The sequence below is a fragment of the Stenotrophomonas sp. 99219_Sma genome, from assembly GCF_056480785.1.
The window spans coordinates 3,367,611-3,384,830 of sequence record NZ_CM151117.1 but is presented as its reverse complement, the minus strand read 5'-3'; the positions used below and the strand labels follow the sequence as shown (position 1 = coordinate 3,384,830).

Genomic DNA, 17,220 nt, shown 5'->3' with positions numbered 1-17,220 from the left:
GTTCGCAGTAGCCATCAACCAGATTCGCGGTTCACCGACCGTCACCGGGAAACTGTCAGGGGTGGGGCGGTGTGGGTGGGCAGGACCGTTGGCGCCATGGGCCCGAGGCATGCCTCGGGCGGGTTGGGCAGGACGCCCAACCCCGGTCTTGCCATGTGCGCAGGACAGCGCACACGAGCAAGGCGCCATCGAGCCCCCATGGACGGGTTTACGGCGTGTCCTGCCCACCCACACCGCCCCGCCCAACAAACAGAAAAGCCAGAGCCGGCTGTTGCTCCGGCTCTGGCTCTGGCTGTTGATCCAGCGGGTGCCGGGCCGCAGGCCCGGCCGATCAACTCACACCACCGGTTCGCGCAGGGCGGGGTTGTCCCAGCCCGGGCGCGGTGCGAAACGGTCACCATGGCGCTGCTGCAGCGCCTTCAACCGCTCGACGATCGCGTCGGCACCCACCGCGCGGATGTGCTGGATCGGACCACCGCGGAACGGTGCGAAGCCGGTGCCGAAGATCACGCCGGCATCCAGCAGGTCCGCATCGGCCACCACGCCTTCGTGCAGGCAGGCCACCGCTTCGTTCAACAGCGGCAGGATCAGGCGGTCCTCCAGATCGGCCGGGGCCTGGTAATCGCTGGCCACGTCCGGCTTCTTCGGCTTGCCGTTCTCCCAGGTGTAGATGCCCTGGCCATCCTTCTTGCCGCGCTTGTCCGGTTCCACCGTCTGCAGCGCGGCCGGAATCTGCAGGCCCAGGAACGGTGCCAGTTCGCGGCCGACACCGGCGGCTACGTCCAGGCCCACGGTATCGATCAGTTCGATCGGGCCCATCGGCATGCCGAACTTCACCGCCGCCCTGTCGATCACCGGGCCCGGGATGCCTTCGGCGTAGGCAGTGGCGGCTTCCAGCATGTACGGGAACAGCACGCGGTTGACCAGGAAGCCCGGGCTGCCGGCCACCGGCACCGGGAACTTGCCCAGTGCCTTGCAGAACGCGGCCAGGCGACGTTCGGTCTCAGGCGCCATGCCGTCGTGATGGATGATTTCCACCAGCGGCATCTGCGCGACCGGGTTGAAGTAGTGCAGGCCAGCGAACTGTGCCGGGCGCTGGATGTGGTCGCGCAGCTCCACCAGCGGAATCGACGAGGTGTTGGTGGTCAGCAGCGCATCCAGCTTCATCTTCGGTTCCAGCGTCTGGTACAGCGCGCGCTTGGCTTCCGGGTTCTCGATGATCGCCTCGATCACCAGATCGGCCTCGGCCACGCCGCTGCCTTCCAGGTCGGCACGCAGGCGCGCGGCCACCGCGGGACGCTTGCTCTCGTCGCGCACCTTCTTGGCGAACAGCGCCTGCGCGCGTTCCATGGCCGGGTCGATGAAGCGCTGCTCGCGGTCCTGCAGGGTCACCTCGAAGCCCTTGTAGGCGGCCCACGCGGCGATATCACCGCCCATCACGCCGGCGCCGACCACGTGCACGTGGCGGATGCCGGAATCACCACCGCCGAGGCCCTTCAGGCGCTCGGTCAGGAAGAAAATGCGGATCAGGTTGCGCGCGGTCGGCGTGCTGGCCAGCTTCACCACGGCACGCCGCTCGGCATCCAGGCGCGCCTGGATCGGCTTGCCGCCGCTGCGCTGCCAGGTGCTGATCAGCGCGTAGGGCGCCGGGTACTGGTCCTTCTTGGCCTTGCGCGCGACCTGCTTGACCATCTGCGGTGCCAGCAGGGTGCGGGCCAGCCAGGTGTTGGTGGCCCAGGCCGTCGCGCGCTGCTTGAACGGGCGGGTGGTGCCGGACAGCGCCAGCGCGACGGCGGTGTCGAGCACCACCGCCGGTGCCACCACCTTGTCGACCAGGCCGATGCCGCGCGCGGCCGAGGCCGACAGGGTGCGGCCGGTCAGCATCATGTCCATCGCCGCCGGTGCGCCGACCAGCTGCGGCAGGCGCGCGCTGCCACCCCAGCCCGGGAAGATGCCCAGCTGGGTCTCCGGCAGGCCGATGCGGGTGCTGCTGTCATTGGAGGCCACGCGGTAGCGGCAGGCCAGCGCCAGCTCGGTACCGCCGCCCAGGCAGTGGCCGTGAATGGCTGCCACGGTCGGGCAGGGCAGCTCAGCCAGCTTCTGGTAGGTGGCCTGGCCGCGACGGATGGCGTCGTTGACGGTGCCGCGGCGGTCGAACTCCTGGAACTCCTTCAGGTCGGCACCGGCAATGAAGCCGGCCTTCTTCAGCGACTGGATCACCACGCCCTTGGGCGGGTCCAGTGCAATGCGCTCGAGCAGGTCGCCCAGTTCCAGCAGCACGTCCTGCGACATGGCGTTGACGCTGCTGTCCTGACGATCCAGGGAGAGAACCACCACGCCGTCGTCGCGGATCTCGGGGTGCCAGTGGCTGAAGCGGAGACCATCGAAGCCTGAGAGCATGGACGTTCCATCCGGTTGTGTATGGAGAAGCGGCTATGATCCAGAGGTTGTTTCCCCCGCGTCAAATCCCAATAGCAGGGGAGTGGCGACCCCGGATCCATGGCCGTGGACCGGGACGCTAACGGAACGGTGGTTAAAAGCTGGTGCGGCGCCAGGTGATCGGCGACTGAACTTTTCCCGGGATTGGCAGTCTCATTGCCCGACGTCGGTTGGGCTGACAGGAGTGCGGCCCCTCATGGCCGATGTTGATACACCTCAGGAGCTGGATCTGGAACTGGTCCGGCGCGTGCAGCACGGCGAGAGCGCCGCGTTCGATGTCCTGGTGCGCAAGTACCAGCATCGCGTGGTGGCCCTGGTCGGTCGCTACATCGCCGACTGGAGCGAATGTCAGGACGTCGCCCAGGACACTTTCATCCGTGCGTACCGCGCGATCGGAAGTTTCCGCGGCGATGCCCAGTTCTCAACCTGGTTGCATCGAATCGCCGTGAATACCGCCAAAAACTACCTGGCTACACACAATCGACGGCCGCCGACCGATGACATCGACATCGGTGACGCCGAACAGTTCGACAGCGGGACGCGCTTGCGCGACACCGATACGCCCGAACGCGAGTTGATGCGCCAGGAACTGGAACAGACGGTGATGAAGGCCGTCAATGCGCTGCCGGAAGAACTCCGGTTGGCGATCACCCTGCGCGAGGTGGAAGGCCTGAGTTACGAAGATATCGCGCAGAAAATGGGGTGCCCGATCGGCACCGTGCGTTCACGGATCTTCCGGGCGCGCGAGGCGATCGACACCGAACTCCGGCCGCTGTTGGACATCGGCAGCGCCACCCGTGAGAAGAGCCGCGTATGACCAGTAATCCGTTCAACGAATCGCAGAACCACCAATCGCCCGCCGGGCAGCGCCTGGACCAGCGCCATCGCGAACAGCTGTCGGCCCTGGTCGATGGCGAGCTGGGCGCCGATGAAGCGCGCTTCCTGCTGCGCCGGATGGAGCACGACCCCGAGCTGGCCGGCTGCCAGGAACGCTGGCAGCTGCTGGGTGACGTGATGCGCGGGCAGGCCTCGGCGCTGGCGCCGGCCGGCTTCAGCGCGGCCGTGGCCGCCGCCATCGCTGCCGAACCGGCGCCGCAGGCCGAGCCGCGCCGCGAGGTGCGCCGCAGCGGTTGGCGGGCCTGGGGCGGTGGCGCCGCACTGGCCGCCTCGGTGGCGGCGGTGGCGCTGTTCATGGGCGGCGAGAAGCTGAAAGAGGCCACCCCGGGCGAGCCGCTGGCACCGCAGGTGATCGCCAGCCAGGCCGAACTTGCGCCCGCTCCGGCGCCGACGACGCCGGCTCCGGTAACCGAAGCCTCGGTGGATACCGCCGCAATGGCCGTGGCCGGTGTACCGGCAGTGGCCATGGCCGCGGCCAGCCGACGCCAGGACACCCGTCGCGCCAGCGCTACCCGCAGCCAGCAGGCCGCGCGTGCCGCCCAGCGCGAGGACATGCCGCAACGCGCTGTGGCCGCTGCACAGGCGCCGCTGACCCCGACCGTGCCGGCCAACAATGCCAGCCGCAACATGCCGTTCGGTGAGGTTGGTGGCCTGCAGGCGCGACCGTGGCCGCGCTCCAGCCTGGCGCCCGCTGGCGGTGGCGCGCTCAATGCGAGCTTCCCGGCCCACGCCGGGGGCGCCGCGTTCTACCCGTTCGAGCCGCGCCTGCAGGACGACCTGCCGGTGCCGCCGCGCCCGCGCGACTGAGCCGGGCGCTTTCACGCCCCGCCGTCGGCGGGGCCCGTATTCCTCTTTCCATCCGATCCGGAGGTTGCCGTCCGATGACTCCCCGACTCCGCACGCAGGCCATGGGCCTGCTGGCCCTGACCCTGCCGTTGGTGGCCTGCGCGCAGGCCCCGGCTCCGGCCGCCCAGACCCAGGCCGCGCCGGCCGCCGCGCCGCGGGCCCCGGCCCAGCCGCTGGTCACGGGCCTGCCTGACTTCACCAATCTGGTCGAACAGGTCGGGCCTGGCGTGGTCAACGTCGACACCACCATCGTCCGCAACAACCGCCAGGCCTCGCGGGGCCCGATGGGCGGCGACGATGACATGCCGGAGTTCTTCCGCCGCTTCTTCGGCCCGGATTTCCCGATGCCGGGGCAGGGCCCGGGCGGTCCGGACGGTGGCCCCAGCATCAAGGGCCGCGGCATGGGCTCGGGCTTCATCATCTCGCCCGATGGCTATGTGCTGACCAACTACCACGTGGTGGCCGATGCCAGCGAGGTGAAGGTCAAGCTGGGTGACCGCCGTGAGTTCACCGCGAAAGTGGTGGGCAGCGACCAGCAGTACGACGTGGCACTGCTGAAAATCGACGGCAAGAACCTGCCGACCGTGCGGGTTGGCGACTCCAACTCCCTCAAGCCGGGTCAGTGGGTGGTCGCGATCGGTTCGCCGTTCGGCCTCGACCACTCGGTCACTGCCGGCGTGGTCAGCGCCCTCGGCCGCAGCACAGGTGGTCCGGACCAGCGCTACGTGCCCTTCATCCAGACCGACGTGGCGATCAACCAGGGCAACTCCGGTGGCCCGCTGCTGAACACCCGTGGCGAAGTGGTCGGCATCAACTCGCAGATCTTCTCCGCCTCGGGCGGCTACATGGGCATCAGCTTCGCGATCCCCATCGACCTGGCGATGAGCGCGGTCGAGCAGATCAAGAAGACCGGCAAGGTCACCCGTGGCCAGCTCGGCGCGGTGGTGCAGGAAATCGACGGGCTGAAGGCGCAGGCGATGGGCCTGCCGGACAGCCGCGGCGCCCTGGTCAACCAGATCGTGCCGGACTCGGCTGCAGCCCGGGCCGGGGTGAAGATCGGCGATGTGATCCGTTCGGTGAACGGCGCGCCGGTCAACAGCTGGTCCGACCTGCCGCCGCTGATCGGCGCGATGGCACCGGGCAGCCGGGTCACCCTGGGCGTGATCCGTGATGGCAAGCCGCGCGACCTCAGCGCCACCCTGACCGCACTGACCGAAGACGGGCAGGCCGGTTCACGTGGCCCGGCCACCGGCGACAGCGATGCGGCTCCGCAGGCCGGCGCCAATGCCCTGCTGGGGCTGGACGTCAGTGACCTGACCGCACCGCAGCGCAAGCAGCTGGGCCTGGAATCGGGCGAAGGCGTGCGCATCACCGGGGTCAAGGGCCAGGGCGCGCGTGATGCGGGCCTGTCTCCGGGCATGGTGATCCTGCAGGTGGCCAGCACCCAGGTCGGCAGCGTGGACGCGCTGAACCGTGCGCTTTCCAGCTACAAGAAGGGCGACGTGGTGATGCTGCTGGTGCGCACCGGCAGCGGCAACAGCGCGTTCGTCGCGGTCAAGGCCGGCCAGTAAGGCCTGCCGGGGCCGCTTCGGCGGCCCCGCCTTTTCCCCGAAGCCCCGCCCTGGCGGGGCTTCGGCCATTCCGGGCCCGGTCCGATGAGGCCGTTTTCGCGGGCGGGCGCCGGGCATGCGATAATCGACCGTTACCCTGACGACGCCGCGCGCCGCCGCCACCTATGTCTTCTGATTCGATGCGGAACATCCGCAACTTCTCCATCATCGCCCATGTCGACCACGGCAAGTCCACGCTGGCCGACCGCATCATCCAGCTCTGTGGTGGCCTGCAGGCCCGCGAGATGGAAGCGCAGGTGCTCGACTCCAACCCGATCGAGCGCGAGCGTGGCATCACGATCAAGGCGCAGTCAGTGTCGCTGCCGTACCTGGCCAAGGACGGGCAGACCTACCATCTGAACTTCATCGACACCCCCGGCCACGTCGACTTCTCCTATGAAGTCAGCCGCTCGCTGGCCGCCTGCGAAGGCGCGCTGCTGGTGGTCGATGCGGCCCAGGGCGTGGAAGCGCAGTCGGTGGCCAACTGCTACACCGCCGTGGAGCAGGGCCTGGAAGTGGTGCCGGTGATCAACAAGATCGACCTGCCCACCGCCGACATCGAGCGCGCCAAGGCCGAGATCGAGGCCGTGATCGGCATCGACGCCTCCGACGCCGTGCCGGTCAGTGCCAAGACCGGCCTGAACGTGCAGGACGTGCTGGAAGCGATCGTGCATCGCATCCCGCCGCCGAAGCCGCGCGACACCGACAAGCTGCAGGCGCTGATCATCGACTCCTGGTTCGACAACTACCTGGGTGTGGTCTCGCTGGTGCGCGTGATGCAGGGCGAGATCAAGGCAGGTGACAAGCTGCAGGTGATGTCCACCGGCCGCAACCACCAGGTCGACAACGTCGGCGTGTTCACCCCGAAGCGCAAGGTGCTGCCGGCGCTGCGTGCAGGTGAAGTGGGTTGGGTCACCGCCAGCATCAAGGACGTGCACGGTGCGCCGGTCGGCGACACCCTGACCCTGGCCGGCGACCCGGCACCGAAGCCGCTGCCGGGCTTCCAGGAAATGCAGCCGCGCGTGTTCGCCGGTCTGTTCCCGGTCGATGCCGAGGACTACCCGGACCTGCGCGAAGCGCTGGACAAGCTGCGCCTGAACGATGCCGCGCTGCGTTTCGAGCCGGAAAGCTCCGAGGCGATGGGCTTCGGCTTCCGCTGCGGCTTCCTCGGCATGCTGCACATGGAAATCGTGCAGGAGCGCCTGGAGCGCGAATACAACCTGGACCTGATCAGCACCGCGCCGACGGTGGTGTATGAAGTCCTGAAGACCGATGGCTCGATCATCAACATGGACAACCCGGCCAAGCTGCCGCCGGTGAACCAGGTCGAGGAGATCCGCGAGCCGATCATCCGTGCCAACGTGCTCACCCCCGAGGAGTACATCGGCAACATCATCAAGCTGTGCGAAGAGAAGCGCGGCAGCCAGATCGGCATCAACTACCTGGGCAGCCAGGTGCAGATCAGCTACGAGCTGCCGATGGCCGAGGTGGTGCTGGACTTCTTCGACAAGCTGAAGTCGGTCAGCCGTGGCTATGCCTCGCTGGACTACCACTTCGTGCGCTTCGACGCAGGCCCGTTCGTGCGCGTGGACGTACTGATCAACGGTGACAAGGTCGATGCACTGTCGCTGATCGTGCACCGCAGCCATGCCGACCGTCGCGGCCGCGAGCTGTGCGAAAAGATGAAGGACCTGATCCCGCGCCAGATGTTCGACGTGGCCATCCAGGCCGCCGTCGGCTCGCAGATCATCGCCCGTACCACGGTCAAGGCCATGCGCAAGAACGTGCTGGCCAAGTGCTATGGTGGCGACGTTTCGCGCAAGAAGAAGCTTCTGGAAAAGCAGAAGGAAGGCAAGAAGCGCATGAAGCAGGTCGGCCGCGTGGAGATCCCGCAGGAAGCGTTCCTGGCCGTGCTGCAGATGGACAACAAGTAAGCCCGCACCGGCCCTGCGGGGCCGGTCGTCTGGTGACGTTGCAAAGGACCCTGAATGAAACTGTTTGAGATCCTCCTGGTCGTGCTGACCCTGGCCTCGGGCCTGATCCTGCTCGCGGACAAGCTGTACCTCGCCAAGCGTCGCGCCCAGCGCGCGGGTCTGCTCGATTCCGAGCCGGTGCTGGTGGACTACTCACGTGCGTTCTTCCCGGTGCTGGCGATCGTGCTGATCGTGCGCAGCTTCATTGCCGAGCCGTACAAGATCCCGTCCAGCTCGATGATGCCGAACCTGCTGATCGGCGATTTCATCCTGGTCAACAAGTTCTCCTACGGCCTGCGCCTGCCGATCAGCAACACCAAGTTCGTGCCGGTGGGCGAGCCCTCGCGTGGTGACGTGGTGGTGTTCCACTTCCCCGGCCATGGCGAGAACGATCCGGCCAAGGGCGAGAACTTCATCAAGCGCGTGATCGGCGTGCCGGGTGACACCGTGGTCTTCGAAGGCGACGGCGTGATCCTCAACGGCGAGCCGCTGAAGTACGACAACAAGGGCATCTACGCCGGCCACAAGGGCCAGGGCGAGGGCGCCAACCTGCTGGTCGAGCACCTGCCGGGCCGCACCCACACGGTGCTGGAGACCGACTATCCGCGTGGCCAGGGCCAGTGGACCGTGCCGGCCGGCAAGTACCTGGTGATGGGCGACAACCGCGACAACAGCGACGATGGCCGTTTCTGGGGCCTGCTGCCGGAAGAGAACCTGCGTGGCAAGGCGTTCCTGATCTGGCTGAACTGCCAGGGCTGGTTCTGCAAGGATGGCTTCGAGCCGTCGCGGATCGGCTCGAGCATCAACTGAGCGGGCACCAACTGAGTATTTTCACATCCAACGCGTATCTGGGGAGAACGCAATGAAGACGATGAACACGCAGCGTGGCATGACCCTGACCTCGTTCCTGACGGTCCTGATCGTGGTTGGCTTCTTCCTCTACATCGGCATGAAGCTGTTCCCGATGTACCAGGAGTACTACGCGGTGCGCTCGGCGATGAAGAGCCTGGCCAACGAGCCGGGCGTGGGCAGCATGGAGCCGGCGCGCATCCAGGATCTGTTCTTCAAGCGCCTGTACATCAACTATTCGGACAACGTGAAGCCGGCCAACGTGAAGTTCGACCGTCGCGACAATGGCTGGACCCTCAAGGTCAACTACGAAGTGCGCCGTCAGCTGATCGGCAACCTCGATGTGGTTGGCAAATTCGATTCTTCCCAGGACCTGACACGAAGCGGTGCCCAGTAAATTCATCCAACGTGGCGACCTGATCGGTCATGCCTTCAGCGACCCGGCCCTGCTCAAGCAGGCGCTGACGCATCGCAGTGCCGGTGCGCCGCACAACGAGCGCCTGGAGTTCCTCGGCGACAGCATCGTCAACATGATGGCGGCCGAGGCGTTGTACCGACGCTGGCCCAAGGCCGACGAAGGCGCGATGACCCGTGCCCGTGCCGAGCTGGTGCGTGAAGGCGCGCTGGCGGTGATCGGGCGCACCCTGGAACTCGGCGAACGGCTGACCCTGGGCCCGGGCGAAATGAAGTCCGGCGGTCATCGTCGCGACTCGATTCTGGCCGACGCCGTGGAAGCCGTGGTGGCCGCGATCTACCTGGATGCCGGCTTCGAGGCCTGCCGGGCGGTGGTACTGCCCTGGTTCAGCGCTTCGATCGAGGCACTGCCGGCTTCCGGTCGGCCCGAGAAGGACCCCAAGACCCGCCTGCAGGAATGGCTGCAGGCCCGACAGAAGGCGTTGCCGCAGTATGAACTGGTGTCAGAATCCGGTGACGACCATGCCAAGCACTTCCGGGTACGCTGCATCGTAGCCGACCCGGCCGCCAGCACCGAGGGCGAAGGCGCCTCGCGGCGGCTTGCCGAACAACAGGCGGCTGCGGCCGTCCTAGAACAACTGGATTCCAAGTGAGCGAACAAACTCCCCATCATTGCGGCAGCGTGGCCGTCATCGGCCGCCCGAACGTGGGCAAATCGACCCTGACCAATGCCCTGGTCGGCGCCAAGGTCAGCATCGTTTCCAACCGCCCGCAGACCACGCGCCATCGCCTGCTGGGCATCGCCACCTATCCGGAAGGCCAGCTGGTGCTGGTCGACACCCCCGGCCTGCACAAGGTGCAGAAGCGGGCGATGAACCGGGTGATGAACCGCGCCGCGCGCGGCTCGCTGGAAGGCGTCGATGCCGGCCTGCTGGTGATCGAAGCCGGTCGCTGGGACGAGGAAGACAGCCTGGCCTTCAATGTTCTGCGCGACGCCGGTATCCCGGTGGTGCTGGTGGTCAACAAGATCGACCGGCTGAAGGACAAGGGCGCGCTGTTGCCGTTCCTGCAGGAAGTCACGGCCGGCCGCGATTTCTCGTCGGTGCATCCGATCTCGGCGCAGAAGCGCAACGGCCTGGAAGCACTGGTACGCGACGTACTGGCGCTGCTGCCGGAAGCGCCGCCGATGTTCGGCGAAGACGAGATCACCGACCGCAGCCAGCGCTTCCTGGCCGGCGAACTGGTACGTGAACAGCTGATGCGCCAGCTCGGCGAAGAGCTGCCGTATGCCACCACCGTGGAAATCGAGCGCTTCACCGAAGATGGCAACCTGCTGCGCATCGGTGCGGTGATCTGGGTCGAGCGCGAGGGCCAGAAGGCGATCGTGATCGGCAAGGGTGGTACCCGCCTGAAGGAGATCGGGGCCAAGTCCCGCCTGCAGATGGAGCGCCTGTTCGGGGCTAAGGTGTTCCTGGAGACCTGGGTGCGCGTGCGTGAAGGCTGGTCCGACGACGAGGCCGCACTGAAGGCCTTCGGTTACGAGTAAGCCGTTGCAGTCGCTTCGATGATGATCGAGGACGACACCGGCTTCGTGCTGCATGCACGGGCCTATCGCGAGACCAGCCTGCTGGTCGAAGTGCTGAGCGCGCAGCATGGCCGGATCGGCCTGCTCGCGCGTGGCGTATCCACCGCCAAGGGACAGGTGCTGCGCGCGGCCCTGCAGCCGCTACAGTGGATCCGCTTCAGTGCCCAGCAGCGGGGCGAATTGGCCCAGCTGCGGGGTGCCGAGGCACTGGATGCTGCCCCGCGCCTGGTCGGCCAGGCGATGCTGGCCGGCTTCTATCTGAGTGAATTGACCCTGCGCCTGGCCCCGCGCCAGGACCCGCTGCCGGAGTTGTACCTGGCCTACGGCGAGGCACGCGCGCGGCTGGCCGTGGGCGCCGGCCTGGCCTGGACCCTGCGCCGGTTTGAGCGCGAGCTGCTGTCTGCGCTGGGCCTGGGTTTCGATCTGGACAGCGCCAGCGACGGCCAGCCGATCGACCCGGCCGCGCGCTACGAACTGGACCCACAGGAAGGCGCGCAGCGCCTGCTCAGCGAGCGCGGTGGGGAACGCCGGGCGGCCGCGACGGGTTCTGCGCTGCTGGCGCTGGCCGCCGATGAAGAGCCCGATGCCGCCGACCTGGCCAGCCTGCGCCTGCCGATGCGGCGGGTGCTGGCCCATCACCTGGGGCCGCGCGGCCTGAAGTCCTGGGAAATGCTCGAGCAGCTCGCTCCCAGGCGTTGAGGGGGGGCGGCAGGGCTTGCAGCCATGCACCTGCCGAATCAACGTCAACGTCAACGTCAACGGCAGAAGCTGGCTATCCGTGGGTAGGCGGGGTGGGTCCGGTTGCGGGGGCCGCTGCAAGTCCCCCTCCGGGGCCCGGCCCAGCCGCTGGCGGCTGTGCGTTCGGGCGCTTGCGAAGCAATGCTTCGCAAGCAAAGCGCCCTCACCCATGTAAGCTCGGTCGCCGCACCCATGCGGCTCACGCCCCCGCAACCGGACCCACCCCGCCTTCGACAGTTTCTCGCGAGCTGTCGGAACGGCACTCTGCTCTGGTGGGTGTCGACCTTGGTCGACACAGTAGAGCCACGCCATGCGTGGATGCGTTTCGATTTCAATTCGAAATATTTGATTCCGATTGAGATTCATCCACGCATGGCGTGGATCTACTGGCCACCGGCCAACTATCGAAGGCGGGGCACTGTGGGTTTGCGGGGTGTGAGCCGCATGGATGCGGCGACCAAGGCTACATGGACGTACTTGCGCCGTCCCCGCAAACCCACAGTGCCCCGCCATCTCACGGAATGCTGCTTTGGCCTTTGACGTTGCCCTGGCTTGAAGGCTTCGGCAGGTGCAGGGCGCAGCCCTGCCGAACAACCGTTAATGCAGCAGGGCAGCCACCGCGTCGCGGAACCCCGCCTGGGCCTGCCCGGACTCCGGCGCATGATGCAACTGGCGCACCGCCCGGCCCAACCGCGCCGCGCCCACGAAGCCACAGCTCGCCTGCAGCCGATGCAACTGGCTGCGCAGCTGGCGCTCGTCATGCTGGTCCACCGCCTGCTCGACCGCATCGCGTACGCCTGGCAGCTCGGCCAGGAACAGCTCGCGCAGCGCGATCAGGTGGTTGCGCTGGCCATTGAGCGCGGCCAGTGCCGCAGTCTCGTCCCAGTCCTGTACCTGCAGCTCGACCGCGGCCGGCGCCTGGGCCATGACGATCCCGGCCGGACTGTTGACCAGGGCGCGGCGCACCGCCTTCAGCAGCTGGTCGCGGCCCAGCGGCTTGACCAGCGTGTCGCTGAAACCGGCCTCGCGCAGGCGCGCATGGATCGAGGTATCACCGTCGGCGGTATGCGCCAACGCCGGGGTGTCGGGATGTGAACGGCGCAGTTCGCGCAGCAGCTGCGCGCCGTTGCCGTCAGGCAGGTTGACGTCGATCAGCCACAGGTCATGCGCGCCGGGCTCGGCGCTGGCCAGGGCACTGGCCAATGAGTCTGCGGTGTCCACGTCCGCCGGTAACGTTTCCAACGCCGCCTTGAAAAAACCGCGGCTGATGATGTCGTCCTCGACAAGCAGGAAGCGGGGCCGGCTGGCCCGCGGGGTCATCTGCATCAGGGCTGCCTCCATGTCAGCTGTTGCAATCATCAAGCACAGCGGCGGCGGGCGCAAGCGGGTCCGGACCCTGCCGGTCAGGATCTGCGACAATACGCCCCCATTTTTGCCCGCAGCCTGTTGCCACGTGGCCCGATCCCGCTCCCGCATCGACCGTACCCCGTTCCAGACCGAGATCCTCGACCTCAGCCATGATGGTCGCGGTGTCGCCCGCCGTGAAGGCGAGGGCGGCAAGGTCACCTTCGTCAGCGGCGCCCTGCCGGGCGAGGTGGTCATGGCCGAACAGACCGCCCGCAGCCGCCATTTCGACGAAGCGCGTACGGTGGAAGTGCTGCAGGCCTCGCCGCAGCGCGTCACCCCGAAGTGCCCGCACTTCGGCACCTGCGCCGGCTGCGTGCTGCAGCACCTGGACGAAGACCAGCAGATTGTCGCCAAGCAGCGCGTGCTGATGGACAACCTGGAGCGCATCGGCCACGTGAAGCCGGGCACCGTGCTGGCGCCGCTGGTCGGTGAGAGCTGGGGCTACCGGCGCAAGGGTCGCTTCTCGGTGCGCCGGGTCGAAAAGAAGGACAAGACCCTGGTCGGCTTCCGTGAACAGGATCCGCGATTCGTCGCCGACCTCAGCCAGTGCCTGACCGTGATCCCCGAGATCGGCACCAAGGTCGAGGCGCTGTCCACCTTCATCGAATCGCTCGATGGCAAGCGTGACATCCCGCAGATCGAATTCATCGCTGGCGACCAGGCCGTGGTCCTGACCGTGCGCCACCTGCAGCCGCTCAGCGATGCCGACCGCGTGGCCTGGGCCGCCTTCGGCCAGCAGCATGGCTTCGTGATCTACCTGCAGTCCGGTGGCGTGGATACCGTGCAGCCGCTGGACGGGCAGGGCGTGCCGCTGTCGTTCCGGCTGGCGCCGTGGGACGTGGAGCTGGCGTTCCGTCCGTTGGACTTCATCCAGGTCAACGCCAAGCTCAATGAGAAGATGATCGCCCACGCCCTGGACCTGCTGGAGCCGGGTGAGGACGAGCGTGTGCTGGACCTGTTCTGCGGCCTGGGCAACTTCACCCTGCCGCTGGCGCGCCGCGTGCGCGAAGTGGTCGGTGTTGAAGGTGATGCTGGCCTCGTCGCGCGGGCCCGTGAGAATGCCGAGCGCAACGGCCTGACCAACGCCCAGTTCTTCAGCGCCGACCTCACCCAGGACCAGCGCAGCACGCCGTGGATGCGCCAGGGCTTCGACAAGCTGCTCTTGGATCCGCCGCGCTCGGGCGCGATCGAAGTGCTGCAGCAGCTGCCGCTGAAGCAGTTCAAGCGCATCGTCTACGTCAGCTGCCACCCGGGTTCGCTGGCACGCGATGCCGGCTATCTGGTCAACGAACAGGGCTTCACCCTGGTCAGCGCCGGTGCCATGGACATGTTCCCGCACACCGCACACGTGGAAAGCATCGCGGTATTCGAGAAGCGCTGATCGGCTGTCATGCCCATCGCGCATAATGGCGCGATGGGCATCGAAATCGAACGCAAATTCCTCGTCAGCAGTGATGGCTGGCGCGCCGCCGCGCGCCGGGTGATCCCGATGGCGCAGGGCTACATCAACGACATGGGCGCGCTCGACCGCGGCACCCAGAACGCCTCGGTGCGCGTGCGCATCGAGGGCGACCACGCCGCGCTGAACCTGAAGTCGCGCACCATCGGCCACACCCGCCAGGAGTTCGACTATCCGATCCCGGTGGACGATGCGCGCGCACTGCTGGCGCTGTGCGTGGGCGGCCTGATCGACAAGCGCCGCCATCTGGTCGAACACGCCGGCCTGACCTGGGAGGTGGACGAGTTCCTCGGCGACAACGCCGGCCTGGTCGTGGCTGAGGTTGAGCTGGACAGCGCTGACCAGACCATCGACCTGCCGGACTGGGTGGGTGCCGAAGTCACCGATGATGCCCGCTACTACAACGTTGCCCTGGCCAGCCACCCGTATTCAGAGTGGTGAAACCACCCAAAAGGGGACGGAGGGGATTAAGTCGTCTTTACCCCATCTGTGCGGGAAACGACTTAATCCCCTCCGTCCCCTTTTATCGAGGGTGCCGGCCCCCATGTGGAAAGGATGAGAATCGACATCTACTCCGACGTGGTCTGCCCCTGGTGCTGGATCGGCAAGCATCGTTTCCAGCAGGGTGTGCAGTTGCTGGGCGCCAACGCGCCTGAACTCGATATCCACTGGCAGCCGTTCCAGCTCGACCCGGATGCGGACGCCACCCCGGTGCCGCTGCGCGAGGCCTATGTGCGCAAGTTCGGCGGCGTTGAGCGTACCGAACAGATCCTCGGCCAGACCCAGACCACCGCGCGGGCCGAGGGCCTGCCGATGGACTTCAGCCAGGGCCAGGTGCGGGTGACCACGCTGCCGGCGCACCGGGTGTTGTGGCTGGCAGGCGAGCACGGCGTGCAGGATGCGGTGGGCGAAGCACTGTTCCGCGCCCACTTCGAGCACGGCCAGAACCTGGCGGACCCCTCGGTGCTGATCAAGGCGGGCGCGGCAGGCGGCCTCGACGCGGGTGAAATCGCGCAGATGCTAGCCTCCGACCGCGGCCTGGCCGAGGTCGAAGCCAAGCTGGCGCAGGCTCATGCATTGGGCGTTTCTTCGGTGCCGACCTTCGTCATCGATGGGAAGTGGGCCATTTCCGGGGCGCAGCCCCCCGAGGCCTTCGCCAACGCCCTTCGCCAGATCGCCGCCGAGCAGGGCGCGCCTGCGGCCCCGGCTGACGGCGACGAGGCCTGCGGCCCGGACGGCTGCAAGGTCTGACCGGATCCGAAAAGGGGACGGAGGGAATTAAGACGTATCCAGCCCGTGGGGGCCGATTGCGGCTTAATCCCCTCCGTCCCCTTTTTCTGACCACTGCGCCTGTCGGCCGGTTCTGCGACAATGCGGCACTGCGCCATGCGGGCGCGCGTTGTGGAGATCGACCATGCTGCTGATCGGCGTTGCCGGCACCGAACTGACCGCCCAGGAACGTGACTGGCTGCAGCACGATGCCGTGGCCGGGGTGGTGCTGTTCAAGCGCAACTTCGCCTCGCGCCAGCAGGTGACCGATCTGAGCGCGGCGATCCGCGCTGCCGCGCCACGCCCGCAGCTGATCTGCGTGGACCAGGAAGGCGGCCGCGTGCAGCGTTTCCGTGAGGGTTACAGCGAGTTGCCGCCGCTGCAGGACATCGGGGCGATGTACGCCACCGACCCGCAGCAGGCGCTGGCCCTGGCCGAGCAGCACGCCTGGCTGATGGCCAGCGAAGTGCGCGCCAGCGGCCTGGACCTGAGCTTCGCGCCGGTGGTCGATCTGGGCCGTGGCAACCGCGCCATCGGCAACCGCGCCTTCAGTGAAGACCCGCAGGTGGTGGCCGCGTTCACCGCCGCCTACGTGCGCGGCATGCATGCGGTCGGCATGGCCGCCACGCTCAAGCATTTCCCCGGCCACGGCACCGTGCTGGAAGATACCCACGTGGATACCGCGATCGACCCGCGCGCGCTGGACGAGCTGCGCGCCCAGGACCTGGTCCCGTTCCAGGCCGGCATCGCCGCCGGTGCCGACGCGGTGATGATGGCGCACGTGATCTATCCGCAGGTGGCACCGGAACCGGCCGGCTATTCGCCGCGCTGGATCCAGGACATCCTGCGCGGCGAGCTCGGGTTCCGCGGCGTGGTGTTCTCCGATGACATCGGCATGGCCGCCTCGCACAGTGCGGGCGGCGTGCCGGCGCGCGTGCACGCGCATCTGGATGCCGGCTGCGACGTGGTGCTGGTCTGCCACCCGGAACTGGTCGATGAAGCCCTGCACGCGGTGCAGGGACGCTCCCTCAATACTGCTGCGCTGCTGGGCCTGCTGGGCCGCGGCGCGCTCGGCTGGGACGGCCTGCTGGCCGATGCCCGCCATGGCGACACCCAATCCCGTCTGCTTGAAACCCTTGGAAGAACCGTCTGATGCCCAACCTCACCATTTCCCAGGCCCTGGCCCAGGCTGACCTGCTGGTCGACCGCCCCACCATCGACAAGGCCATCGCTGGTATCGCCGACGCCATCGCGCGCGATTACAAGGGCGAGGTGCCGCTGTTCCTGTCCATCATGCACGGTGCGCTGCCGTTCGCCGGCCAGCTGGCGCTGGAACTGGGCGCGCGCGGCCAGGACGTGCAGTTCGATTACCTGCACGCCACCCGTTACCGCGGTGAAACCACCGGCGGCGACCTGGTCTGGAAGCACAAACCGGCCACCTCGCTGTTCGGTCGCCGCGTGCTGCTGGTCGACGATATCCTCGACGAGGGTTACACCCTGCAGGGTGTGCGTACCTGGTGCCTGGAACAGGGCGCGACCGACGTGCGCATCGCCGCGATGACGGTGAAGAAGCACGACCGCGCGCTGCCGGACGTGACTGCCGACTACGCCGGCATCGAACTGCCGGACCGTTACGTGTTCGGCTTCGGCATGGACGTCAACGAAACCCTGCGCTGCGTGCCGGCCATCTACGCGATGAAGGAATAACGGCGCAGCCGCCCGCGGCGCGTCTTC

16 protein-coding genes are annotated in these 17,220 nt (G+C 67.4%); 14 read left to right on the top strand and 2 right to left on the bottom strand.

Annotated elements, in window-relative coordinates:
- Positions 1 to 336: 336 nt before the first annotated feature.
- The gene (locus tag ACZK13_RS15590; RefSeq protein WP_049401338.1) at positions 337 to 2,400 is read right to left on the bottom strand and encodes a 3-hydroxyacyl-CoA dehydrogenase NAD-binding domain-containing protein; all 2,064 of its coding nucleotides are present in this window, start codon (positions 2,398 to 2,400) and stop codon (positions 337 to 339) included.
- 235 nt (positions 2,401 to 2,635) lie between these two features.
- On the opposite strand from ACZK13_RS15590, the gene rpoE reads away from it, so the two are divergent.
- The 9 genes from rpoE to recO all read left to right on the top strand — a co-directional run bounded on the left by rpoE (position 2,636) and on the right by recO (position 11,312).
- The gene (rpoE, locus tag ACZK13_RS15585) at positions 2,636 to 3,256 is read left to right on the top strand and encodes an RNA polymerase sigma factor RpoE (RefSeq protein ID WP_478481879.1); all 621 of its coding nucleotides are present in this window, start codon (positions 2,636 to 2,638) and stop codon (positions 3,254 to 3,256) included.
- Entirely contained in the window at positions 3,253 to 4,143 is an 891-nt protein-coding gene (locus tag ACZK13_RS15580) for a sigma-E factor negative regulatory protein (RefSeq protein ID WP_125895916.1), read from the top strand. Before rpoE ends, ACZK13_RS15580 begins: the two co-directional genes overlap by 4 nt.
- A gap of 74 nt (positions 4,144 to 4,217) precedes the next feature.
- Complete coding sequence (locus ACZK13_RS15575) at positions 4,218 to 5,753, top strand: DegQ family serine endoprotease (RefSeq protein ID WP_032129850.1); 1,536 nt, start codon at positions 4,218 to 4,220, stop codon at positions 5,751 to 5,753.
- 179 nt (positions 5,754 to 5,932) lie between these two features.
- Positions 5,933 to 7,726, top strand: a complete 1,794-nt coding sequence (gene lepA, locus ACZK13_RS15570) for a translation elongation factor 4 (protein ID WP_032129849.1) — start codon at positions 5,933 to 5,935, stop codon at positions 7,724 to 7,726.
- Positions 7,727 to 7,780: 54 nt separating this feature from the next.
- Positions 7,781 to 8,575 carry a signal peptidase I gene (gene lepB / locus ACZK13_RS15565; protein WP_032129848.1) on the top strand — a complete coding sequence of 265 codons (795 nt, stop codon included), beginning with the start codon at positions 7,781 to 7,783 and terminating at the stop codon, positions 8,573 to 8,575.
- 52 nt (positions 8,576 to 8,627) lie between these two features.
- Positions 8,628 to 9,011, top strand: coding sequence for a DUF4845 domain-containing protein (locus ACZK13_RS15560; RefSeq protein ID WP_010482821.1), 384 nt, complete (start codon positions 8,628 to 8,630; stop codon positions 9,009 to 9,011).
- A complete protein-coding gene (gene rnc / locus ACZK13_RS15555) occupies positions 9,001 to 9,681 on the top strand; it encodes a ribonuclease III (protein ID WP_012511808.1) in 681 nt (226 codons plus the stop codon). The genes ACZK13_RS15560 and rnc overlap by 11 nt, the downstream gene beginning before the upstream one ends.
- Positions 9,678 to 10,574, top strand: a complete 897-nt coding sequence (era, locus tag ACZK13_RS15550; RefSeq protein ID WP_006382863.1) for a GTPase Era — start codon at positions 9,678 to 9,680, stop codon at positions 10,572 to 10,574. The genes rnc and era overlap by 4 nt, the downstream gene beginning before the upstream one ends.
- An 18-nt stretch (positions 10,575 to 10,592) precedes the next feature.
- A complete protein-coding gene (gene recO, locus ACZK13_RS15545; RefSeq protein WP_032129846.1) occupies positions 10,593 to 11,312 on the top strand; it encodes a DNA repair protein RecO in 720 nt (239 codons plus the stop codon).
- 636 nt (positions 11,313 to 11,948) lie between these two features.
- Here recO and ACZK13_RS15540 read toward each other — a convergent pair.
- Positions 11,949 to 12,677 carry a response regulator gene (locus ACZK13_RS15540; RefSeq protein ID WP_032129364.1) on the bottom strand — a complete coding sequence of 243 codons (729 nt, stop codon included), beginning with the start codon at positions 12,675 to 12,677 and terminating at the stop codon, positions 11,949 to 11,951.
- 127 nt (positions 12,678 to 12,804) lie between these two features.
- Between ACZK13_RS15540 and rlmD the strand changes: the two genes are divergently transcribed.
- The 5 genes from rlmD to ACZK13_RS15515 all read left to right on the top strand — a co-directional run bounded on the left by rlmD (position 12,805) and on the right by ACZK13_RS15515 (position 17,193).
- The gene (rlmD, locus tag ACZK13_RS15535) at positions 12,805 to 14,139 is read left to right on the top strand and encodes a 23S rRNA (uracil(1939)-C(5))-methyltransferase RlmD (protein WP_125895832.1); all 1,335 of its coding nucleotides are present in this window, start codon (positions 12,805 to 12,807) and stop codon (positions 14,137 to 14,139) included.
- A gap of 33 nt (positions 14,140 to 14,172) precedes the next feature.
- Positions 14,173 to 14,658 carry a CYTH domain-containing protein gene (locus ACZK13_RS15530; protein WP_197616010.1) on the top strand — a complete coding sequence of 162 codons (486 nt, stop codon included), beginning with the start codon at positions 14,173 to 14,175 and terminating at the stop codon, positions 14,656 to 14,658.
- A 114-nt stretch (positions 14,659 to 14,772) separates the two neighbouring features.
- Complete coding sequence (locus ACZK13_RS15525) at positions 14,773 to 15,468, top strand: DsbA family oxidoreductase (protein WP_121504611.1); 696 nt, start codon at positions 14,773 to 14,775, stop codon at positions 15,466 to 15,468.
- Positions 15,469 to 15,631: 163 nt separating this feature from the next.
- A complete protein-coding gene (nagZ, locus tag ACZK13_RS15520) occupies positions 15,632 to 16,639 on the top strand; it encodes a beta-N-acetylhexosaminidase (RefSeq protein ID WP_032129343.1) in 1,008 nt (335 codons plus the stop codon).
- Entirely contained in the window at positions 16,639 to 17,193 is a 555-nt protein-coding gene (locus ACZK13_RS15515; RefSeq protein WP_005410592.1) for a hypoxanthine-guanine phosphoribosyltransferase, read from the top strand. The genes nagZ and ACZK13_RS15515 overlap by 1 nt, the downstream gene beginning before the upstream one ends.
- Positions 17,194 to 17,220 lie beyond the last annotated feature (27 nt).